Annotated in this window: 18 protein-coding genes; 9 read left to right on the top strand and 9 right to left on the bottom strand. The window is 65.5% G+C overall.

Annotated elements, in window-relative coordinates:
* Positions 1–34: 34 nt before the first annotated feature.
* Together AC3WJI_RS06995 and AC3WJI_RS06990 are read right to left on the bottom strand one after the other, a co-directional pair.
* Positions 35–1,336 (bottom strand): tyrosine-type recombinase/integrase, encoded by a 1,302-nt coding sequence (locus AC3WJI_RS06995; protein ID WP_492756538.1) that lies wholly within the window; start codon positions 1,334–1,336, stop codon positions 35–37.
* Positions 1,337–1,545: 209 nt separating this feature from the next.
* On the bottom strand, positions 1,546–1,989 hold the full coding sequence (locus tag AC3WJI_RS06990; protein ID WP_492756537.1) for a tyrosine-type recombinase/integrase: 444 nt from the start codon (positions 1,987–1,989) through the stop codon (positions 1,546–1,548).
* 212 nt (positions 1,990–2,201) lie between these two features.
* Here AC3WJI_RS06990 and AC3WJI_RS06985 point away from each other — a divergent pair, with 212 nt between their 5' ends.
* Complete coding sequence (locus AC3WJI_RS06985) at positions 2,202–4,565, top strand: TonB-dependent receptor (RefSeq protein ID WP_492756536.1); 2,364 nt, start codon at positions 2,202–2,204, stop codon at positions 4,563–4,565.
* 91 nt (positions 4,566–4,656) lie between these two features.
* Here AC3WJI_RS06985 and AC3WJI_RS06980 read toward each other — a convergent pair whose 3' ends face one another.
* The 7 genes from AC3WJI_RS06980 to AC3WJI_RS06950 are packed head-to-tail and all read right to left on the bottom strand — an operon-like array spanning position 4,657 to position 10,943.
* Complete coding sequence (locus tag AC3WJI_RS06980; protein WP_492756535.1) at positions 4,657–5,814, bottom strand: LLM class flavin-dependent oxidoreductase; 1,158 nt, start codon at positions 5,812–5,814, stop codon at positions 4,657–4,659.
* Positions 5,815–5,825: 11 nt separating this feature from the next.
* Positions 5,826–6,785, bottom strand: a complete 960-nt coding sequence (locus AC3WJI_RS06975; RefSeq protein ID WP_492756534.1) for an LLM class flavin-dependent oxidoreductase — start codon at positions 6,783–6,785, stop codon at positions 5,826–5,828.
* Positions 6,782–7,390, bottom strand: a complete 609-nt coding sequence (locus AC3WJI_RS06970; protein WP_492756533.1) for a nitroreductase family protein — start codon at positions 7,388–7,390, stop codon at positions 6,782–6,784. Before AC3WJI_RS06970 ends, AC3WJI_RS06975 begins: the two co-directional genes overlap by 4 nt.
* Entirely contained in the window at positions 7,390–8,235 is an 846-nt protein-coding gene (locus AC3WJI_RS06965; protein ID WP_492756532.1) for an ABC transporter ATP-binding protein, read from the bottom strand. Before AC3WJI_RS06965 ends, AC3WJI_RS06970 begins: the two co-directional genes overlap by 1 nt.
* A 13-nt stretch (positions 8,236–8,248) precedes the next feature.
* Positions 8,249–9,028 carry an ABC transporter permease gene (locus AC3WJI_RS06960; protein ID WP_492756531.1) on the bottom strand — a complete coding sequence of 260 codons (780 nt, stop codon included), beginning with the start codon at positions 9,026–9,028 and terminating at the stop codon, positions 8,249–8,251.
* A complete protein-coding gene (locus tag AC3WJI_RS06955; RefSeq protein WP_492756530.1) occupies positions 9,025–9,816 on the bottom strand; it encodes an ABC transporter permease in 792 nt (263 codons plus the stop codon). The genes AC3WJI_RS06960 and AC3WJI_RS06955 overlap by 4 nt, the downstream gene beginning before the upstream one ends.
* The gene (locus tag AC3WJI_RS06950) at positions 9,816–10,943 is read right to left on the bottom strand and encodes an ABC transporter substrate-binding protein (protein WP_492756529.1); all 1,128 of its coding nucleotides are present in this window, start codon (positions 10,941–10,943) and stop codon (positions 9,816–9,818) included. The genes AC3WJI_RS06955 and AC3WJI_RS06950 overlap by 1 nt, the downstream gene beginning before the upstream one ends.
* Positions 10,944–11,284: 341 nt before the next feature.
* On the opposite strand from AC3WJI_RS06950, the gene AC3WJI_RS06945 reads away from it, so the two are divergent.
* The 8 genes from AC3WJI_RS06945 (at position 11,285) to AC3WJI_RS06910 (ending at position 21,897) form a co-directional block, all read left to right on the top strand.
* Positions 11,285–12,241, top strand: coding sequence for an ABC transporter substrate-binding protein (locus AC3WJI_RS06945; RefSeq protein ID WP_492756528.1), 957 nt, complete (start codon positions 11,285–11,287; stop codon positions 12,239–12,241).
* 88 nt (positions 12,242–12,329) lie between these two features.
* Complete coding sequence (locus tag AC3WJI_RS06940) at positions 12,330–13,442, top strand: sigma-54 interaction domain-containing protein (RefSeq protein ID WP_492756527.1); 1,113 nt, start codon at positions 12,330–12,332, stop codon at positions 13,440–13,442.
* Between the two features lie 152 nt (positions 13,443–13,594).
* Positions 13,595–14,674: an ABC transporter substrate-binding protein gene (locus tag AC3WJI_RS06935; RefSeq protein WP_492756526.1), complete on the top strand. Its 1,080-nt coding sequence runs from the start codon at positions 13,595–13,597 to the stop codon at positions 14,672–14,674.
* 13 nt (positions 14,675–14,687) lie between these two features.
* Positions 14,688–15,428, top strand: coding sequence for a class II aldolase/adducin family protein (locus AC3WJI_RS06930; RefSeq protein ID WP_492756525.1), 741 nt, complete (start codon positions 14,688–14,690; stop codon positions 15,426–15,428).
* A gap of 16 nt (positions 15,429–15,444) precedes the next feature.
* Positions 15,445–16,791: an LLM class flavin-dependent oxidoreductase gene (locus AC3WJI_RS06925; RefSeq protein WP_492756524.1), complete on the top strand. Its 1,347-nt coding sequence runs from the start codon at positions 15,445–15,447 to the stop codon at positions 16,789–16,791.
* Positions 16,792–16,805: 14 nt separating this feature from the next.
* A complete protein-coding gene (locus AC3WJI_RS06920; protein WP_492756523.1) occupies positions 16,806–17,855 on the top strand; it encodes an ABC transporter substrate-binding protein in 1,050 nt (349 codons plus the stop codon).
* 182 nt (positions 17,856–18,037) lie between these two features.
* Positions 18,038–18,259 carry a hypothetical protein gene (locus AC3WJI_RS06915; protein WP_492756522.1) on the top strand — a complete coding sequence of 74 codons (222 nt, stop codon included), beginning with the start codon at positions 18,038–18,040 and terminating at the stop codon, positions 18,257–18,259.
* Between the two features lie 431 nt (positions 18,260–18,690).
* Complete coding sequence (locus tag AC3WJI_RS06910) at positions 18,691–21,897, top strand: TonB-dependent receptor (protein ID WP_492756521.1); 3,207 nt, start codon at positions 18,691–18,693, stop codon at positions 21,895–21,897.
* Positions 21,898–21,901 lie beyond the last annotated feature (4 nt).

Genomic DNA, 21,901 nt, shown 5'->3' with positions numbered 1-21,901 from the left:
AGGGATCATTCCATTCGCTTTCGCAAGCCTGGACCTACACCTGTTTGCGGGCGATCGATGCCTTCTTTGCTGTTCGGGTCAGCCGGGCTACTTCCTTCGCCCAAGCCTTAAGAGCGACGCCTTTCTCGCCGAGATAGTTGTGCCGCTGATATACGCCGACGATGCCCGCGCGTGACCCCGACAGATGATTAAGTACCGCCTCGGTCACTTCGAGACGGACGCCCAAGCGCTGCATGCCCGTGGCCAACGTTCGACGAAGATCGTGGAGCGTCCAATGCGGAACGGGTTCACCGATATGGGTTTCGAGCGCTGCTCGGATGCGCGTCATCGCTTTGCTGAAACCGCTGGGGCCTGCATCCCAATTGCCGCGGGCCGGGATGAGCTTGTCGCTTTTGTGCGATGCCAGCAGGGCCTTCACGATCGCAAGCGCCGGTGCCGACAAGGGCACGAGATGGGCCGCGCCGTTCTTCGCCCTGTCGCTCGGGATCGTCCACATACCACGTTCAAGATCGAACTCGGCGCGGTTCGCTTCGAAAACCTCGTTTCGTCGCTGGCCGGTAAGAAGGAGCAGCCGGATGGCCGGCCCGAACGGTTGCGCTTCGCCTTCAAGAACCAGGCAGAGCGCGCCGATCTCGTTCTCGGACAGCACTCTCTCCCGCGATTTCGGCTTTGGTGGCCTGCCCGCATCGCGGCAAGGGTTCCCCGGAAGGCGGTCCAACCTCGGCAACGCCCAAGTGTAGAATGCCGAAAAATAGGCAAGAATGTTCCGCGCCATGACCGGGGTACGCTGCGCGATCTCATCGATGAAGCGCGTTATCTCGCTTCGCGTAATGCCATCTGCCGCGCGGTCACCGAACTCGGGCAGGATGTGGCGTTCGAACACGCGCTCAATTTCTCCGACCTTGCGGAGATGGGACTTCGACTTCCTGTAGCCGGGCCAGAGCGCCCTGACGGTGTGCCCAGAGACCGTTACTCGCCGTGGCTTCGGTAGTGCCGTTACAGGGTCGGCCTTCATTTCTACATCGGAGAGGATTTGCCGCGCCTTCTTGCGGGCGTCGTTGAGCGTCATGCGCTCTGAATATCGACCGAGAGTGATGTTGCGGCTTTTGCCGGCGACGCGCTTGCGCAACATGAATGTCTTCGTGCCCGAGACGCCCACGCGCAATCGCAAGCCGGGAACTACGGAATCCGGAAATTCGACCTGACCAGCAACCGGAGGCTTGAGCGCCAGAATTTTGGAATCGCTCAGCGCGCCGTTACCTGCTCTGCTACCTTCGGGGCGCCGTTGAACAATCGGATCAGCGGCTCTCGATACCTTGTCGTTACCTTGTGCCATAACCTTCTGAACTCCGCTCAGATGGTAGAATCGGCCGTTACCTTAGGTAGCGTTTGACCGAAATACCGTGCGATTGAGTGAAACATCATGGCACGTAAGCTATTGCAAACAAGACATCCTCAGACGATGTGAAACCTATTTGGTTCGCTCTTAATCAGCGGGTCCTAGGTTCGAGCCCTAGTGCGTCCACCATCCTTTCTCTCTACATCTCAACACCTTACGCCGTCCTGCGACGCTAAAATCAGCACGCCCCTGCGAGGGGCTGCGGATGATTTTGCACCATCGGCTTCCGCAGTTTCCTGCGCCTCTCCGTCTTCGCGGATTTTTGGCACAAAAGTCAGCTGGTCCGCATAGGGCTGAAGATGCTTCACCGACATGTGCGCATAGCGGCGCACCATCGACTCCGACTTCCACCCTCCCAGCTCCTGCAGCACCCAGGTGGGCACGTCGCTCTGCCGAAGCCAGCTCGCCCAGGTGTGCCTGAGGTCGTGCCAGCGAAAGTCGATGATCCCGCATTCCGCCAGCGCGGCGCGCCAGGTGCGTGTGTTCGCCGAACGGAGCGGCTTGCCCCGATAGGTGAACGGCGACTGCGACAGAGCGTACGACCGGATATTTGCGGCCCTCGACTTGATCAGCCCGGCGAGAGGCAGCAAGCTAAGGACTTAGGCCGCCGGGAAGGCCTGCCACTGCTGCAGAGGCAACAGCGTGCCGTGCTTCTTGCTGGGTTAGCACCAGTCAGCCAGGCGTCCGACGGCACTATAGCCGCGTAAAACCTGTTATCTTTCGTAACTTACCTGAATGGCATGCCCTTTGCTGTTCCTCCTTCGACCGCGGCGCGCCGCAACGAACCATCGGGGGATCCACCTTGTCCAGCCTGTCCAATCGCACCGCCGCGGCCCTTCTCGCGCGATCCAGCATCGCCGCGCTGACACTGGTGTGCGCCACGCCCGCGCCAGCAGCGCCCCGGGAGGAGGATGCCACCAGGGCAAAGGCTGCCGAGACTTCGGAAGTCGACACCGAAGAGGACCGCGCCCACCCAGGCACCACCGACATCGTCGTCACTGCGCAACGGCGCGAGCAGCGATTGCAGGAGGTGCCCACCGCCGTGACGGCGCTCAGCTCCGAACTGTTCAGCGAGGCCGGCATCGGTCGCTCGGCGAACGAAGTGCTCAATCTGGTGCCCAACGCCTCGGCCGGCACCCAGCAACACGGCCGCCCCCGCTGGTGGATCCGCGGCGTCGGCGCTGGCCAGCAGCAACTCGACCTCGCCAACCCGGTCGGCTTCTATCTCGACGACGTCTATATCAGCAATGCGAGCGCGACGGGCCTGCCGCTGTTCGATATCGAGCGCGTCGAAGTGCTGCGCGGGCCGCAGGGTACGCTGTGGGGCAAGAATACCACCGGCGGCGCGATCAACGTCATCTCGAAGCGCCCCTCACTCACCGGAGGCGCCGACGAGAATTACGTTAAGCTCGAATATGGCAGCTTCGACAACAAGATCGCCGAGGCTGGCGTCGGCGTCGCGGTCGTACCCGATATGTTGGCGGTGCGCGTCTCCGCGCGCATCGACGATCGCGAGGGCCGCTTCACCAACCTGTTCACCGGCGAGAAGTCGAACGCGGTTCGCGACAATGTCGTCCGCGGCCAGCTGTTGCTCGCCCCCGCAGCCGGGTTCGAGGCGCTGCTCAGCCTTCATTATCGCGACTACCAGACCGATGGCAGCTATTGGACAACGGCCAGCTATCTGCCGAGTGGAATATTCCGAAACGGCTATATCCCGTCGACCGACAAGGACGAGATCAGCACCAATGCGGGCGAGTTCAGCCGCACCACTCAGTTCGGCGGATCGCTGCATCTCGACTGGGACGTGGGGGCGCTGTCGCTAACTTCGATCACCGGTTATGAGCGGTTCAAGACGCGCGGGGCCGGCGACGGCGACTATACGCCGCTCGAGATCTCGCGCAGCTACACCCGCGCGCGCAGCCAGCAATGGACCCAGGAGTTGCGGCTTGCCTCGCCGCAGGCCGAGCGGCTGAACTGGATCCTTGGCCTCTATTATTTCAACGAGAAGATCGATTCCAGCGCCTGGTCCGCCACCCTGCCGCCGGGTTCGGTGCAGGCCCAGCCGGGCAGCACCGCACCTGCGGCCTACAGCCTGACTCGCTACGATCATCGCGCAGAGAGCGGCGCCGCCTTTGGCAGCGCGACCTTCGACTTTTCCGATGCCGCCCGGATCACGCTGGGCGCGCGCTGGACCCGCGAGACCAAGACGCTCGACTTCGATCGAAGCGCGTCGCCGAACGCGGCCGCCACATCGTGGAGCAACTATGCGCACTGGTGGGACAGCTATACCGGGAGCTTCGGCGGGCCCGGCACCTTTTCCAACGACCTCAAGCGGACATGGGACGCCTTCACCTATGACGTGACGCCCTCGTGGACGATCGCGCCGGACAATCTGCTCTATTTCAAATATTCGCATGGCGTGAAATCAGGCGGGTTCAACACCGCGGCAACGCTGCCCGTCGCGCTGGTGGCCGTCGAGCCCGAAAAGCTCGACGCATTCGAGCTCGGCTACAAGTCGCAATGGTTCGATCGCCGGCTGACGTTCAACGCCACCTTGTTCCACTATGACTATCGCGACGTGCAGATCAACGTGGTCGGCCCCAATCCGGGCGCGGTGGGCGGCGCGACCGTCTCGTATCTGCAGAACGCAGCCAGGGCGCACACCAATGGCGGCGAGATCGAGCTGGAGGCGCGGCCGGCCGGGGGGCTGACGCTCACCGGTGCGGTCGGCATCCTCGATACCAAATATGACGAGCTGCAGGTCATAAACGGCGGCGCCGACCTGTCGGGCGCGCGCTTCGTGCGTGCGCCGAAGCTGACCCTCAACGGCAGCGCGACCTACACCATCCCGCTCGGCGGAAGTGGCAGCGTCGATCTGGCGGCGGACGCGCGCTATACCTCTCGGCAATTCTACTACATCACGCCGCAAGACACGGTGAACCGCTACCTGCTCACCCAGAAAGGCTATACGATCGCCAACGCCCGGATCAGTTACACCGACGCGAGCGACCGCTACACGGTCTCGGCCTTCGTCAACAACCTGCTCGATGCCGATTACCTCAACCACGCGCTTCCGGCCGCCAATCCTGCCCAGGCGATCACCGGGGACACCGTCGCCTGGGCCGATCCGCGTACCTATGGCGTGTCGTTCATCGTCCGCTTCTGACGCGTTGGGAAGGCCTGACCTTCCCGTCTCGAAACACGAAAGAGGCGCCGACGGCTAGGGCCGCCGGCGCCTCTTCTGCCTTACAACGACGCTACTCGGCAGCTTGCAGCAAAACGCGTTGCTCCCGGCCGAGCAGCGGCAGGACCTCCTCGCCCACGCGGTACGCCTCTTCGAGATGCGGCGTCCCGGCGAGGATGAAGGCGTCGGTGCCGCGCACGATCAGTTCGTCGAGCCGGGCGGCGCATTGCTCGTAGCTGCCGACGATGCCGAGCGCCGGCCCGCCACGCAGCAGGCTGAACCCGCCCCATAGATTGGGCGCTACGATCAGCTCGTCGTAGCGCGTCGCCTCGCTGGGCTTCAGCGCCTGCTGACGCGCCGCGCCGACGGAATCGGTCGGACCACCGCGCGCCTGCCGACGGCGCTCGGGACTCAGGCTCTCGAAGCCGGCGCGGACCTCGGCCCAGGCTTCCTCCTCGGTCGGCCGTGCCACGAGATCGACCCGCACCGCGCATTTCTGCTTGCCACCGAGTGCCGCGGTACGTTCCTTAATCCGAGCGAATTTGTCGGTGAGCTGGTCGAACGGCTCGAGCCAGGAGAGATAATAGTCGGCGTGCTTCGCCGCGGACTGCAGCGCCGCGTCGGACGAGCCGGAGAACCAGATCTCCGGGATTTCTTCCTGCGCGAGCAGCGGCGACAGGCCGCCGCCCTGCACCTGATAGAAGCGCCCGTCATAAGAGAAGCCTTCGCCCCGCCACACGCCTTTGAACACATCGAGGAACTCGGTGGTGCGGCCATAGCGATCGTCATGACTGAAGCTGTCTCCCCACCAGAGCTGCGAAGGACCGCCACCGCCGGTGATGATGTTGAACACAGTCCGACCGCCGGTCGCGCGCTGCAGGCTCGCCGACATCCGCGCGGCATGAACCGGGTTGAGGAACCCCGGCTGGAACGCGATCATGAAGCGTAAGGCCTTGGTCTCGCGCGCGAGCAAGGGCGAGATCACCCAGGGGTCGTCGGTATTAGGGAAGGACGGGATCAGCCCGCCGATGAAGCCGACGCTTTCGGCCGCCTTCGCGATCGCGGAGAGATGGTCGACATAGCGGAACCCGTCGTCTTCGCCGTTCCGGTCGAGGCCCGGTGCGACGTTGCGCGGGCTGATCGGCGACCAGTCGCCGCGATCATAAGCGGTGTCACGAAGACTGCCGTGGCAGCCGTGGCTGGGCAGGCGCCAATAGAAATCGATGGTCATGCGCGCATCCTTCAAGCAGCAGCAGCAGCCACGCGCTCGCTCAGCGCGCGGAAACGGGGAAGCACCTGCTGGCCGATCCGGTACGCCTCTTCGAGCGAGGACGGCGCGGTCAGGACGAAATGGCGGAACCCAGGCGTGGCGAGATCCGCCAGCCGCTCAGCGACTTCCTCGTAGTTGCCGACGATCGCGCTGTCGGGCAGTCCCGCGCGTTCGGCGTCGCGGCGCGCATCTTCGGCCTTGTCGCGTGCCAGGACGGGCTGGATCAAGCCGAACTCGACCGAGCGGCCCGCCCGCAGCGCCAGTGCATCGAGCGTCTCGACGAGACCGCGGAGCTGGGACAGCGGTGCCGCCGCTAACAGATGGACGTCGGCCGCCCGCGCCGATAGCGCGAGCGCCTCCTCGCTTTCACCCTGCAGGAACACCTGCGGGAAAACGACGCGATTGAGCGGCGCAAGGAAGCCGCCGCCCTGCACCTCGAAATGCTTGCCGGCGAAATCGAACGGGCGTTCGGAATGGACGCCGCGCGCGACGGTAAGGAACTCCTCGACGCGAGCGTAGAGATCCTCTTCGGAGACGTGATCACCTTCGCGCGCGCGCGCCATCACGTCACCGGGACCCGCGATCGCCCAGCCGAGCCGTTCCTGCGTCTGACGCTGGAAGCTGACGGCCTGCTTTGCGGCATAGACGGCCGACCCCGCCGACGCCGGAAACTCGGGGATCAGCGTGAGCCGCGGCGCCTCGCGCACGATCGCCGCCGCGACGATGGTGGCGTCGTCGGATTCCGGACGGTGAGGCAGGAAGAGCCCATCAAAGCCGGTCTGCGCGGCCGCCTGGGCGATTTGCGCATAATAATCGTAACGGTTGAGTGTCTGCGGACGCACGTGGCGGAAAAGCCCCGACAGGCGGGCCCCGCGCTCTGAACGCGCCGGGTCGTCCGCGACATCCAGCTGCCAGTAGGTCCGGATCGTCATGCCGCATGCCTTTCATCAGCGAAGGCGGGCTGGCCCAGCCGCCCGGCGAAGACCGTCTCGGCGATCGGGCGCCGCGCGCTCGGGCTCTCGCCGGCGTGAAAATCGGCGTGGAGCGTGTCGAGGGCGCCCTGGCGGCCCAACGCGACGATCGTCTCGATCGCGAAGTCATCCGGCACCGCCAGCCGTTCGCGCGCGGCGTCGCGGTCGAAACCGCCGATCCCATGGGTGTGCCAGCCGAGCAGCAGCGCCTGATGCGCGAAATTGGTCCATGCCGCGCCGGCGTCGAAGCTATGCGAAACATTGTCGACGATCGCGCCGCGCCGCTCGAGCTTCAGCTCAGACAGAACGACGATCAACGCCGAGGCGCGCGACGCCCAGAGGGCGTTGCGCGGCGCGAGCAGCGATACGAATGTCTCCCAATGCGCGTCGCCCTGCCGCGCGATCAGGAAGCGCCACGGCTGCACGTTCGAGGCCGAGGGCGCCCAGCGTGCTGCCTCGAAAGCACTCGCCAGCACCGCGTCGGGCACCGGCTCGCCGGTGAAGCTGCGCGGCGACCAGCGATCGACGAACAAGGGCGCAACCGGATGATCGGGGATGCGGGCCATCAGCGCACCTCCCGGCCGGGAAGGTGGATGAGGTTCGACGGCCCGCCGGGCGCGGCAGTGAGTTCGGCCAAGATCTCGTCCTTGAGGCGATGGAGAAGCGGGGCGGCGCGGTCGCGCGGGTGCGGCAGGTCGACTTCGACGATGCGTTTGATGCGGCCCGGGTCCGGCGCCATCACCACCACCCGGTCGCCGAGATACAGCGCCTCCTCGACATCGTGGGTGACCATCAGCATCGTCGAGCGCTGTGCCATCCAGATGCGCTGGAGCTCGTTCTGGACCCGCACGCGAGTGAGCGCGTCGAGCGCGCCGAGCGGCTCGTCGAGCAAGAGCAGCTTGGGTTCGGTGACCAGCGCGCGGGCGATCGCGGCGCGCTGCGCCATGCCGCCCGACAGCTGGTGCGGATAGGCGGTCTCGAATCCGGTCAGGTTCACCAGCGCGATATGCTCGGCGACGATCTGCGCGCGGCGCGCCCTGGGAATGTCGGTGTTGAGCAAGGCTAGCTCGATATTCTGCTCGAGCGTCATCCAGGGAAACAGCCGGTGATCCTGGAAGACGATGCCGCGATCGAGACTGGTCGTGGCGACGCGCTCGCCGTCGAGCCGGATCTCCCCGCGATATTCGTCGTCGAGCCCGACGATCAGGCGGAGCAGGGTCGATTTGCCGCAGCCCGACGCGCCGACGATACTGACGAACTCGCCCGGGCGGATGTCGAGATTGATCCCTTCGAGCACCGGGCGGGGGGCGCCGGCGATCGTGAAGCTCTTGTGCAGATCGCGTATCGCAAGCGCGCCGCTCGCGGCGGGGCCGGCATCGGCTGCCGGTCGCGCAAATGGCTCGTGGATCATCGGACTCTCCTTCTCAGCGCAGGGGCGCCTGCCAGCGCAGCAGATGCTGGCGGAGACGCAGGAACAGATGGTTGATCGCGAAGCCGAGCGCCGCGGTGACGAGGATCGCGACAAGGATGATGTCGAGCCGCTGCTGTGTCTGGGCGAGTTGCATCGTCACGCCGAGTCCGCCGCCGACGCCGAGCAGGATCTCGCTGGCGATCGACGCGATCCACGCGAAGGCCAGCCCTTGGGTAAGGCCGGTCAGGATCAGCGGCAGCGCCGCGGGCAGGAGGATCAGCCGGAAGCGCTGGAGCGGCGTGAAGCCATAGATATGCCCGACCTCGACAAACCGCCGCTCGACATTGGCGACGCCTTCGAAGCTGTTGAGCAAGGTTGGGAAGAAGGCCGAGAGGCTGACGACGATCAGCTCGGTTCCCTGCCCGGTGCCGACCCACAGCCCCAGTAACGGCAGCCAGCCCATCAGCGGCACCTGCCGGATCGCCTGGAGCAGCGGATTGAGCAGGCGATCGAGCGGACGCGAGATCGCCATCGCCACCCCCAGCGCGATCCCCAGCGTGCCGCCGATCGCGAGCCCCGACAGGCTGCGCGACAGCGTCGCCGCCATGTCCGAGACCAGGCTCCCGTTCACCGCCAGCTCGACGAATGCCGCGCCGACGGACTGGAGTGGCGCGAACGCAAGCGCATGTGCGCCGCCCGATTGCGACTGTATCTGCCACCAGAGCAGAAACAGCCCCGGTGCGACCAGCCCGATCCCTACGCGCGCCCAGCGGTTTGCGAGCAAGGCTCTCATGCCGCCCTCCAGCGTGCGGCGCGGCGCTCGATCGCCTTGGCGCCGCGATCGAGCAGAAACCCGATCACGCCACTCACCACCACGCCGGCCAGCACCACGTCGATGCGGAACATCTGGCGCCCCATCTCCATCATCTGGCCGATGCCGCTGTCCGCTGCGAGAAGCTCGGCGGCGATCAGAACGACCCAGGCACGGGTGAGCGCGACGCGCAGGCCGGTGACCACCGCCGGCAGCGTGGCGGGAATGAGGATCCGCCAGATCAGGTCGCGCAGCCGGGTCCGGTAGACGCGCGCGACTTCGAACCATGCCCTGGGCACGCCGCGGATCCCGTCGAATGCCGCCAGCGCGACGGGAAAGAAGGCGGCGAGCACGACGATCGCGACCTTGAACTGCTCGTCGATGCCGAGGAAGATCACCAGCATCGGCACGAACGCGATCACCGGAACCTGCCATACCGCGAAGAAGAAGGGCGCGAATGCCGCTTCGGCGAGGCGCGACAGCGCGATCGCCGCACCGAATGCGAGCCCTGCGAGCGCGCCGATCGCGAAGCCCAGGGCCAGCCGCGTCATGCTCTCGCCGACATGGCGCTGGAGTTCGCCGGTCTCCGCGAGCTGCCAGAGCGTGCGCGCGACTTCGCTCGGCGGCACCAGCACTTGCGGCGGAAATACCCCGCTCAGACAGGCAAGCTGCCACAGCGACAACAGCGCGATCGGCGCGAGCAGCGAGGCGAACGACGACGACCCTCGCGAAGAATGCACCCGAAGCGCAGGGAGTGCGGCACTGGCCATCAGGAGGCCTTGGGCGCGGCAACCTGCGCCTGGACCGGCTTGGGCGCGGTCGGGCTCCAGAAGCCCTCGAGCTTCGCGTCGCGCAACGCCGGGCCGACGAAGCGGCGGTCGATCAGCTTGTCGACATCGACCTTGTTGCGCACCAGCCCACGTTCATAGGCATAATCGGCGACCGAGCGATAATGGTCGACCAGCTCGGTCGTGAAGGTCGGCGAGAAGCGCTCGCGCCACGGAATGCCGTCATTGGCATAGTCGCGCGCGATGATCTCGACAGGCATCGCGCCGCGTGCGGAATCGCGGATCACCCTGTCGCGATTGGCGTCCTGCGCCGACCAGGCTGCGGCACGGACATAGGCGTCGACCACCAGCTGGGTCAGCTCGGGATTGGCATCGACGAAGTCGCCGCGGCCGAACAGCTCGGCGCGCATCCGCCAGTCGGCCGGGCCCTCTTTGGTCGACCAGATCACGCGGCCGGCACCCTTCTGTTCGAGCAGCAACCCATCGGAGAGCAGGAAAGCCGCGTCGACATTGCCCGAGGCCAGCGCGGCGGGTGTCGCGGCAGGGTTGATATTGACGATCTTGAAATCGCTTTGCTTGAGCCCGTTGGCATCCAGCAGCTTGGAGAAGGGCAGTTCCCAGGGCCGGCCGCGGTGGAGCGCGATACGCTTGCCCTTGAGATCGGCAATGCTCGTGGCGGCAAGACCGTTGCGCACGACCAGATAGGAATGGAGCCCCTGCCCCACCGGCGCAACCAGCTTGAGCGGGACGCCGCCTGAGACCGCGATGATCGCCGGAAAGTCGCCATAAGCGGCGAAGTCGATCCGCTTGCCCGAGAAACCCTCGTTGATCAGCGGCGCGCCGACCGCGGTCGGGACCGGGGTCAGCGCCAGCTCGACGCCACGCCTGGCCAGCTCGGCCTTGAGCCATCCGTCGCGCAGGACCACGCCGGTAAGGCCATTATAGACCTGCCGACCTTCGAACGGATAAGCGATCCCCGCAATCGTTAGCGTCTTCGGCTTGCCGCCCGCATCGCCGCGGAACTGGAAGGCTATCAGCGCAATGACGGCGAGCAGCACGCCCGCCCCGATTACCCAGGACTTGATCGATTTTAGTTTCTGGCTCGCCACGCTTCGGCACTCCTTTTGCCGGAGATCGATGCACTTCACGTGCCAAGCGCGATGCAGGAGAGCGGCGCGATGCGCGCAGTGACTTCCACCGGTTCGACTGCGCAATTCGAAACACTCCGGCAGCAAACACTGCGCGAAATGCAGCGGTCTGCGCGACAGCTTCGGCCAGCAGCCTTGCCGGACAGGCTGGCATGGGGTTTGCTGAGACCCGCGGTCGAGAAGGACTGTATATCGGGAGACGGACTATAATGTCGGCCAACGCCGCTGCGCAGCCGGAATGTATCTGGATCACGCGCTGTCCGGTGCCCGCGGCTTCCGGGGTCTCATGGTCGCTCGGGTGGATGGACGCAGCCTTCGGGCATGACGGCATCGCCGTGAAGCGCGTGCGCGAGGCCGGCCTGAACCTCGTCGCATCCGATCCCGAGCGGCAGGCACGCACGCTGTTTCGCGAAGGCGGGAACATTCAAGCTCTGGCCGCCCGCGCGAATGGCGCTCCTACGCGGGTCATCGGCCTGACCTGGATCGACGAGCGTCAGGCGATCATGGTCCGCCCCGACACGCCGATCATGGGTCCCGCGGACCTCAAGGGCCTGCGTTTTGCCCTGCCCGGCTTCGCCCGAACCCGCGGCGAGAGCATCGCGCGCGGCATGGCGCTGCACGGCATCAAGGGGGCGCTCGCACTCGGCGAGCTCGATCTCGACGATGTCCAGATGATCGACCTGCCCGCTCCGCCCGTCGAGCAGCCCACTGCCGCGGGCATGCGCCGATTGTGGCTCGGACTGGAATGGCTCGCCGAAGGGCGAGTCGACGCCGTCTATGTAAAGGGCGCCGCCGCAGCCGAGACGGCGACGCGGCTCGGACTCACGGTTGGCGTCGATCTTGACGCCTATCCCAGCCGCCTCGCCCGTGTGAACAACGGCACGCCGCGACCGATCACGGTGCACGAACATATGATCGAGCAGCATTTCGACCTTGTCGTGCGCTTCCTTGAGCAGACGTTGCGCGCGGCCGATTGGGCGTCGACCAACCTGCCACGTCTCCAGCACATCCTGGCGCAGGAGACTCTGGCCGGGATCGCCGCGGTCGACACAGCCTATCGCAACGATTTTCACCGTTCGCTGCATCCCGACTTGTCGCGCGATCGTGTCGAAATGCTTCGCAATCAGGCCAACTTCCTCTGGCATCACGGTTTTCTCGAACAGGCGGTTGACGTGAATCGTTGGATCGATTCGCGCCCGCTCGAAGCTGCGTTACGCCGACGGGCCGCACCGGAGACCGCTTCGCTCGAGCCTGCATAAAGCTGAGCTAGGCCGCAATACGTATTTCCTACTTATTAGATGGGATTTTTGCTGATAGGTTGCGTGCGAAACAGATCGGGAGGGATCGGTGGTCGCAGTCCCGCAGCAGGAAACGATCGAAGCCACGGCCGGACGGGCGCACGCCGCCGGCCGCCCGGTGCTGGCGTTCGATTCCGACAAGCATCATTCCGTGGGCCCGCGTGCGCGCGCCTTCGTCTTCTCGGATCCGCAATCGCGTGCGCTCGTCCCGCTGATCGAGAGGACCGCGCCCAGCGAAGCCAATATCCTCGTCATCGGCGAGACCGGCACCGGGAAAGAGCTTGTCGCGCGCTATGTCCATTCGCTCAGCGATCGCGCAAATGGCCCCTTCATCGCCGTCAATTGCGGCGCCTTCTCCGAGTCGCTGATCGAGGGCGAGCTCTTCGGATATGAAAAGGGCGCCTATACCGGCGCGCATCTCGCCCGCCCTGGCTGGTTCGAAGCGGCCAATGGCGGCACGCTGTTCCTTGACGAGATCGGCGAGATGCCGTTGTCGCTGCAGGTCAAATTGCTGCGTGTGCTGCAGGAGCGCGAAGTCGTCCGGCTCGGTTCGCGCACGCCGATCCCGCTCGACGTCCGCGTGATCGCCGCGACCAATGTGGATCTCCATCGTTCGGTTGCGGAAGGCCGATTCCGCCCCGATCTCTATTACCGCTTGCAGGTCGTCACGCTGCCGCTGCTGCCGCTGCGCGAGCGCCGCGCCGACATCCTGCCGCTCGCGCGCCATTTCCTCCAGGTCTATGGCGACAAGCTCCAGCCGCGCCGGCTGGATCTCGGTCCTGCCGCCGAAGAGGCGCTGTATCGTCACGATTGGCCGGGCAATATCCGCGAACTCGAAAACGCGATTTATCGTGCCACGCTCGTCTGCCAGGACGGCATGATCCAGGTCCACGACCTCGGGCTCTCCGGGCTGCTGCCAAGCGATCCGCTGCCGTCTTTTGCCGTCATCGATGCGACATCGGCCGCGCTAGAGGACATTGTGCGCCCGCTCGTCGACACATTGCTCAAGGGCGAGCACGACGCGCTGCTCGACCGGCTGGTGAGCACCGTAGTCACCGAGACCTTCGAGCGGTGCGGGTCGAACCAGATCAAGACCGCCGCCGCGCTCGGCGTCACGCGCAATGTCGTGCGCACGCACCTCAAGAATTTCGGGCTGATCTGACCTCGCGGGTGAAAACGCAGCATCGCGCCTGATCAATATCACGCACATTTCCGCAGCGTTCGCCCGCGCCGATTGGCGTCTCCCTCCTGACCTCGCTCTGGCACGGTCTTTGCTCGTTGTTCCGGTGACATCCGCCCCACGGGAGCATGGCAATGGCGACAACGCCTTCGACGCTTGAAGAACTCTGGTTCACGCGCTGTCCAGTCCCGACGGCGACCGGCATCGCCTGGAAACTGGGCTGGCTGACCGAGGAATTCGCCGCCGACGGCATCACGCTGCGCACGCTTCAGGAATCGGGCTCCGAGCTGGGCCGGCATCATTATGATCATCGCCTGCCGACGTTGATCCGCGAAGGCGGCAACATGCTCTCGATCGCCGCACGTGCGCAGGGCGAGCCCACCAGACTGGTCGGGCTCACCTGGATCGAGGAAAGCCAGCTGATCCTGACGCGCCCGGAAACGGGCATAGCCGAGGCCGCGCAGCTCAAGGGTCGCCGGCTCGCGCTGCCCGGTTGGTCGCACAACGACATTCCCAGCCATGTCCGCGGTACCAGCATCGCCCGCGGCATGTCGTTGGCCGGCTACAAGGGGGCGCTCGCTTCGGCGCGCCTCACGCTCGACGACGTCGATCTGGTCGAGGTGCCTGACCGGCTGCGCAACATCGGCGGCAGCGGGCGCGATCTCGCCCCGCGCCGCACCGGGCTCAACCGGCTCTGGCCGATCGAGGCGCTGGTCTCGGGGCAGGTCGACGCAATCTACGTCAAGGGCGCGTCCGCGCTCGACGCGGCACGCAAGGCAGGGCTTGCGGTCGCTATCGACCTCGACGCCCTTCCCGACCGTCGCTTCCGCGTCAACAACGGCACGCCGCGCCCGATCACCGTCCATCAGCACCTACTCGACGAACATTTCGACGTGCTGGTCCGCTTCCTCGCAGTGACCGTGCGCGCCGCCGACTGGGTAAAGGTCCAGCCCGACAAGCTCCGCGAGATCCTCGAGTTCGAGACCGAGGGCAGCGCGCAAGCTGTCGACCACGCCTATCGCCATTTGCATGAAGGGCTGCATCCGACGCTCGATGCCGAGCGGCTCGCGCTGTTCGAGCAGCAGAAGAAGTTCCTGTTCACCCACGGCTTCCTCGACGCCGATTTCGCGCTCGACGCCTGGATCGACCCGCGCCCGCTCGAAGCCGCCCGCGCGCTCGCCGCGCAGCAGTCTCCCATTTCCGAAGCCGCCTGAAGGAGCCACCACCATGTCCGAACATCCCGGTCTTTCACCCGAAACCATCGCCTTCATTGCCGAGCAGGAAGCCGACGCGCGCCGCGCCTTTCGCCTGCTGCGCGAGACGCGCACCATCTCGGCGAGCGGCACCCTGTTCATCGCGGTTCGCATACCCGGCGAAGACAAGATCATCACCTTCAACTATCAGGGCCTCTGGGCCGACGATCCTGACGCGCCGCAGACGGCGGTGATCGATTTCGACGGCAACAGCTATTGGCACAACAAGCCCGGCGGCGCCGCCCGCTACGCCAAGCTGTTCCGCACGCACGAGGGCGTGCAGGCAGTCAGCCACGTGCACACGCCGCATCTCGGCGCCTATTCGCAGGCGCATTCGGTGCTGCCTTTGCTCTACGTCCCCAATCGCCGCTTCCGCTTCTCGAGCGAGCTGCCAGTCTACATCAACCGGCGCCAGGCCGAGGTGGACTTCATCCTCGATTCGATCGAGGCCGATCGCGAAGTTCCCGGCATCGTCGAAGCCAATGGCGGCGCGACCGTGTGGAGCTGGAAGGGCCTGCGCGACCTCGTCAACAACATCGTCCTGCTCGAGGAGGGCGCCCAGTTCCAGATCCTCGGCACCGCGCTCGGCGGCTCGAAACCGTTCGGCCCCGGCGTGCTCGAGCAGCAATGGAAGATGGGCAAGCTCGTCCCCGCCGACGCCCGGGTCGAGGACGACGGCACCATTCACTATGCCACCGCCGTTGCGGCCGAGTGATCGGGAGGTATCGATCGTGACCAATTCACGTCGCCAGCTCGCGCTCGGGGTCTTCCTCACGCGCCACGGCCATCATCCGGGCGCGTGGCGCCAGCCTGGTGCCTCGAACAGCGGCAGACCCGACTTCCGCTATTGGGCGGAGCTCGCCAGGACCGCCGAGCGCGGCAAGTTCGATGTCGCCTTCTTCGCCGATTTCGTCGGCCAGGCGGGCGCCAGCACCAAGGGCATCGAGCGGCGCCATGCCTTTCTCGACTTCGAGCCGCTGACGCTGTCAGCGGCCCTCGCCGCGGTGACCGAGCGGATCGGGATCGTCGCGACGGTGAACACCAATTTCGACCACCCCTATTCGCTCGCGCGGCGCTTCGCGTCGCTCGATCATATCAGCGGCGGACGGATTGGCTGGAACATCGTCTCGTCGCTCGCCGATGGCGCCGCGAGCAGCTTCGGGATCGAGCAGCCGCCGAGCCATGCCGAGCGCTATCAGCGCGCGGCCGAGTTCGTCGACGTCGCCCGCGCGCTGTGGGACAGCTGGGAGGACGACGCGTTCGATCACGCCGATCGCGAAAGCGGGCTTTATCTCGATCCCGCGGACGTGCACCCGGTCCATCACGACGGGCAGTATTTCCAGCTCGATAGCGTGCTCGACGTCGCCCGGCCGATCCAGGGCCATCCGGTGTTCGCGCAGGCCGGCAATTCGGAAGTCGGGCGCGAGTTCGCCGCGAAATATGCCGAGATGATCTATGCCGCGGCCCAGTTCATCGAGGACGCGCAGGGCTTTTACGCCGATGTGAAGCGGCGGATGGCGCGCTACGGTCGCGATCCCGAGACGCTCAAGGTCATGCCCGGCCTGTCCTTCGCGATCGGCAGCAGCAAGCAGGAGGCGCAGGACAAGTTCGCCGCGCTCGAATCCGCAGTCGATTTCTCGGGCGAGCTCAACCTGATGGGACAGGACGTCAGCGGCTATCCGCTCGACGGCCCGCTTCCCGACTTGCCCGAGCCCGAGAATGGCAAGGGTCGCTGGCGCCAGCTCACGGCGCTCGCACGCCGGGAGAATCTGTCGATTCGCCAGCTCTTCCTGCGCTTCAACGCCGTGCGCGGACACCGCGTGGTGATCGGCACCCCCACTGACATCGCCGACCAGATCCAGGACTGGTTCGAGCGCGACGCCGCCGACGGATTCAACCTGATCCCGCCGCTGCTGCCGAGCTCGCTCGACGAGTTCGTCGACCTCGTCGTGCCCGAGCTGCAGCGCCGCGGGCTGTTCCGCACCGAATATGCCGGCACGACGCTGCGCGATCATCTCGCGCTGCCGCGGCCGGCGACCGGTGCCGCCACGCCCGCCGACCTCCTTTCCGCCGCCTGACGAAGGAAAATCCCATGTCCCATTCGCTCGACACGCTCTGGTATACGCGCTGCCCGGTACCCACCGGGCTCGGCATCGCCATCCAGCAGGGCTGGCTCGAAGACGCCTTTCGCGCGCAGGGCACCAAGGTCGAATCGATCCTCGAATCGGACGACTTCGCGACCCGCGAATCCCATTTCAGCCACAAGGTGCGCAATTCGGTTCGCCACGGCGGCAACATCCCCGCCATCAGCGCCCGCGCGCTCGGCCGCGACACGCGGCTGCTCGGCCTGTCCTGGGCCGACGAGACCCAGCTGGTCCTCGCCAGCCCCGAGTCGGGGATCGAGCGCATCCGCGACCTCAAGGGCCGGCGCTTCGGCCTGCCCAACTGGAAGCATGTCGAGATCGACTTCGTCCGTGCCCAAGCCTTGCGCGGGCTCGAAAATGCGCTGAGCCTCGAAGGGCTGAGCGTCGGTGACGTCGAACTGGTCGATCAGGACATCGAGAGCCATTACAGCGATCAGGCGGTCGAGAACGTCAACGGCACGCTCGCCGCGCGCGGCCGCCGGGGGCGCAACAGCAATCAGGAAGTGATCGCGCTGCTGCGCGGCGAAGTCGACGCCATCTTCCTCAAGGGCGCGCACGGAGCGCAGGTCGCCAACCAGTTCGGGCTGACCACGGTGATCGACACCGGTGCGCATCCCGAGCCGCTGATCCGCGCCAATAACGGCACCCCGCGCACGCTCGCGGTCGACGGGCATCTGCTCGACCATCATTTCGACGCAGCGGTGACGATCGTCGAGCAGGTGCTGCGCGCCGAGGTCTGGGCGCAGGACCATCCGTCCGAGATCCGCCGCTATCTCGCGCGCGAGACCAACGCGAGCGAATATTGGGTCTCGGTCGCCTATGGTGAGGACGCCCAGACGCGGCTGCGCACCGATCTCGCCGAGCAGTCGCTCGACGCGCTGCAGGACTTCACCGACTTTCTCCATCGCTGGAAGTTCATCCCGACCAGCTTCGACGTCCGGCAATGGGCTGATGCCCGTCCGCTCGAAGCTGCGCAGAACGCCCGCATCGCGGTCTGATCCCGAGACTTCACGACCGACATGCTGATGCAGACATTCGCACCGGAGACGGTCGCCTTCCGGTGCGCCACTGCTCCGCTGCCTCGCAATCTAACGCCCCATGCCGGTCCGCTTCGCGCTGATCGCGACGATGCTGTTCGCGGTCAATCTCGCGCTGATCGCGCAGCAGGGGCTGGTGGGGCGTGCGGGTGCACGAGGCAGGCGCAGGCAAGCTGGTCGTCGCCGGCCCTGCCGGACTCGATTCTGGCCGCTCATGGTTCTGGGTCGCGGTCTTGCTCGGCCTGTCGACAGTACGCGCGCTGGTCCAATACGGCGCCGGCCTGCTGTCGCTGGCGATCGGACAGGAACTGCTGACGCATGTCAGCCAGTCCGCCGAATCCATTTTGACAGCAGTCCGCCCCTAACACCTCAACGAACCGATCGTCTGTTTTTGCTTGGTCCGCCCGGCAAATCTCGACGATTATACGAATATTTAGCCAGCTCTTAATCAGCGGGTCCTTGGTTCGAGCCCAAGTTCGTCCGCCATTCCTTCCTGACAATTCATAAGTTCGCGCTGTGCAGAGCGCGCCGCGATAGGGCGCTAGCCTAACTGCCGAAGGCCGCCGGACCTCTCACGCCTCTCCATGCTTCCAGCGCCTTGAATCGTCCGCTCCGCAAGGCTTGCGCTTCTCCACACCGCGCTTGGCCAAAGGGGGCATGCCACGTCAATATTGAGGCCACAAGATTAACTCAGACAAGATTGACACTGCTCGAGCTTACCCATATGAACTTACGTTAGCGCTACCAAAACTATCGCTGCCACCTGCAAAAGCGGGGGTCACCGGGGAGGATCATGATGTTCAGCCGTATCGAACTCGCACGTCGGACGCTCCTGGGCGCCGTCGCAACGTCATCGCTGTTGATACCCGCATTCGCCGCCGCGCAGACGACCGGCAGCAGCAGCGTCGAGACCAGCCCGCCTACTCAGGCCGATGCGCAGGACCAGGCGCCCGCCGATGCCCCGGCGGCCGGCGACGACGAGATCGTGATCTCGGGCTATCGCGCCTCGCTCGAGAGCCAGACCAACGCCAAGCGCAACTCGATCGGCTTCACCGACACGATCTTCGCCGAGGACATCGGCAAGTTCCCGGACACCAACATCGCCGAATCGGTCAACCGCATTCCCGGCGTCACGATCAGTCGCGAAGTCACCGGCGAAGGCACGAGCGTCGCGATCCGCGGCCTCGGCACCAACTTCACCCGCGTGCTGCTCAACGGCGCGCCGGTCGCGGTCGCATCGGTGCGCTTCGACGCGCAGAGCACCAACCGGGAGGTCGACCTCGACCTTCTGCCGACCGAATTGTTCACCCAGCTGACCGTCAGCAAGTCGCCCGTGGCGAGCCAGGTCGAGGGCGGCGCCGCCGGCACCGTCAACCTGCGCTCGGCCCGGCCCTTCGATAATCCCAAGACCTATGTCAGCTATTCGCTGCAGGGATCGAAGGTCAGCCTGGCGGACAAATGGGGCTATCGCGGACACGTTCTGGCGAGCACGACGCTCGGCAATTTCGGCATCCTCGCCGGCGTCTCGGTCTCGAAGACGCAATTCCAGATCGACGGTTACGAGACAATCGGCTGGACCAATCCGAACCTGAGCACGCCTAATAGCCTCGCCGGCACCACCAACGGCGTCCAGAACCCGCCGACCCCGGCACAGATCCTCGCATCCCAGTGCCGCGCCAACAATGCGACCTGCAACGCCACCGGCGGCGGCAACTGGACGATCCCGGGCACCGTCCCGGCGAATGCCGGCAATGGGCTGGTCACTGGCGCCACGCTCAACCAGGACCTGCTGCTGGCGCTCAATCCCGGCGCGAATATCGGCCAGATCGACAACGGTCTCATCCCGCGCCTCAGCCGTCCGCGCACCGAAGTGGGCTATCGCGACCGCCAGAGCTACCTCGCATCGGTCGAATGGCGGCCCAGCGACAGCCTGCACTTCTACGTCGACGGTATGTACGGCAAGCGCAAGACGGAGTTCACGCGAACCGCGATGAACTGGGTGGGACGTAACGGTGCCTCCATCCCGATCAATGCCACCTATGATCGCAGCGATTGCTCCGCGGGCTGCGTCGTGACCGGCGGCACCTTCGCCAACGCCCAGTTCTTTCTCGAATACCGTCCTTACAAGGACACGCAGGATTATTGGGGGGTCAATCCGGGCCTCGACTTCGTCGTCAACGACTGGATCAAGGGCGACATCCAGGCGAACTATACCAAGAGCAATTTTCGCCGCGAGAGCCCGACCGTCTTGGTGATCACTCCACCGAGCAGCGGAACCACGGCGACCTATGTCAACGACGGGACTAGGCCAGTGGTCACGTCCAGCATCGACTTGAACAATCCCGCCAATTTCGGCTGGGCTGGCGGCGGGCGCGTCAATCTGAACGGCGAGGAGCGCGAGACCGAAACCAAGGGTGTGCGCGGCAGCCTGTTGTTCGGCGACGCGTCGCGGTTCAGCGTGCGCGTCGGCGCGGCTTATGACGACACCCGGCGTCGGATCACGCCGTTCGACAACACAAACCCCTGGCAGAATGCGATCTGCGGCAATGGGCCGAGCGTCACCCTGCCCGCCCCCAACACCAGCACTACGCCGTGCACCGGCCTCAACCAGCCCGGAACGATCGCGCCGGCGGGCTTCCCCGCCTTTGCCGGCTATGGAACCAACTTCACGGCGGGCGGCGCGCCGATCACCTATGCCGGTTCGCTGATCCCGACCGCCGCGGTACCGAGCTATCTGCTGCCGGGCAGCAACGGCTTCATCACGGTGAATTGGGACAAGTTCAAAGCCGACACCAATTACGACGCGCTGCTCGCCAACGCGGACGAGACCGGCAGCGGCAGCAGCGGCGCCAATGGCGGCCTGATTCAGGAAAAGGTCACCGGCACCTTCGCCGAGGCCAATGGCGTCATCGACGTCGGATCGAACACGCTTCGGCTGAATGCCGGCGTCCGCTATGTCCGCACCGAACAGATCATCGGCGGCCGCGTGAGCATCCCCGACGGCCGCAATTCGACGATCGCAGACGGCGGCCGTTACCCCAATACGGTGACCTTCCCGGAGACGACGACGCTCTATTCGAAGTTCCTGCCCTCAGCGAGCGTCGCGCTCGACTTTGGCGGGAAGGCAGTGGCCCGCGGCTCGTTCTCGCGAACGATGACGCGTCCCGATCCGAATGCGATGCTGCCCGGCGCGAGCTTCGTCCAACCTTCCGCCGATGTCGGTACGGTCGGCAACCCGGCGCTCGATCCCTACATCTCCACCAATATCGATCTCGGTTTCGAATATTATACCGGGGGCGAAGGTGTCATCGCCGTCGCCGCCTTCCGCAAGTCGATCACCGGCTTCACCGTGAACGGCCTGCGGACCGTGCCTTTCTCCTTCTTCAACCAATACGGCATCACGATCGACTCGCTCACCCAGGCGCAGCGCGATGCTCTTGCAACCCGCGCCGGCGGCGGCCCGCTCAACGACGTGCCGGTGGTCGTCCAGCAGCAGGTCAATTCGGACGGCAAGCTCAAGGTCAACGGCCTCGAATTCCAGGTCACCCAGCCGCTCGACTTCCTGACGCGCTGGGCCGGCGTCACCGGATTCGGCTTCCAGGGCAATCTGACGCTGATCGACCAGAAGGGCGAAGGTGCCGGCGCTCCGGCAGTGGCGATCGGCGTCGCGCCGACCACCTACACGCTGACCGGCTATTACGAGGACAACGGCCTCTCGGCCCGCCTGACCTATACCTATAACGAAGGTTCGCAGGGCTCTGGCACGAACCAGAACGGCATCCTGGCGGCGGCGATCTTCGGCCGCGACTACGCGCAGCTCGATTTCTCGGGCAGCGTCGATCTCGGCAAGATCTTCGGCCAGAAATACCTGCCGACGCTGGTTCTGAACGTGATCAACATCACCAAGGAAGCGCAGAGCAGCTACTTCCAGTTCGAGAATGCGACATTCAACGAATATAATCCCGGGCGGACCGTGCTGGTCGGTATCCGCGGCCGGTTCTGACAGA

This window comes from Sphingomonas sp. FW306-1B-B10E (assembly GCF_058782005.1).
This window is presented reverse-complemented; position numbering and strand designations above follow the sequence as displayed.

Bases quoted from the DNA above. Each gene is read 5' to 3' on its own strand.
- AC3WJI_RS06995 (WP_492756538.1), bottom strand. From the start codon at position 1,336: ATGGCACAAGGTAACGACAAGGTATCGAGAGCCGCTGATCCGATTGTT.
- AC3WJI_RS06955 (WP_492756530.1), bottom strand. From the start codon at position 9,816: ATGGCCAGTGCCGCACTCCCTGCGCTTCGGGTGCATTCTTCGCGAGGG.
- AC3WJI_RS06930 (WP_492756525.1), top strand. From the start codon at position 14,688: ATGTCCGAACATCCCGGTCTTTCACCCGAAACCATCGCCTTCATTGCC.
- AC3WJI_RS06980 (WP_492756535.1), bottom strand. From the start codon at position 5,814: ATGACCATCGATTTCTATTGGCGCCTGCCCAGCCACGGCTGCCACGGC.
- AC3WJI_RS06920 (WP_492756523.1), top strand. From the start codon at position 16,806: ATGTCCCATTCGCTCGACACGCTCTGGTATACGCGCTGCCCGGTACCC.
- AC3WJI_RS06910 (WP_492756521.1), top strand. From the start codon at position 18,691: ATGTTCAGCCGTATCGAACTCGCACGTCGGACGCTCCTGGGCGCCGTC.
- AC3WJI_RS06965 (WP_492756532.1), bottom strand. From the start codon at position 8,235: ATGATCCACGAGCCATTTGCGCGACCGGCAGCCGATGCCGGCCCCGCC.
- AC3WJI_RS06975 (WP_492756534.1), bottom strand. From the start codon at position 6,785: ATGACGATCCGGACCTACTGGCAGCTGGATGTCGCGGACGACCCGGCG.
- AC3WJI_RS06970 (WP_492756533.1), bottom strand. From the start codon at position 7,390: ATGGCCCGCATCCCCGATCATCCGGTTGCGCCCTTGTTCGTCGATCGC.
- AC3WJI_RS06945 (WP_492756528.1), top strand. From the start codon at position 11,285: ATGGACGCAGCCTTCGGGCATGACGGCATCGCCGTGAAGCGCGTGCGC.
- AC3WJI_RS06960 (WP_492756531.1), bottom strand. From the start codon at position 9,028: ATGAGAGCCTTGCTCGCAAACCGCTGGGCGCGCGTAGGGATCGGGCTG.
- AC3WJI_RS06935 (WP_492756526.1), top strand. From the start codon at position 13,595: ATGGCGACAACGCCTTCGACGCTTGAAGAACTCTGGTTCACGCGCTGT.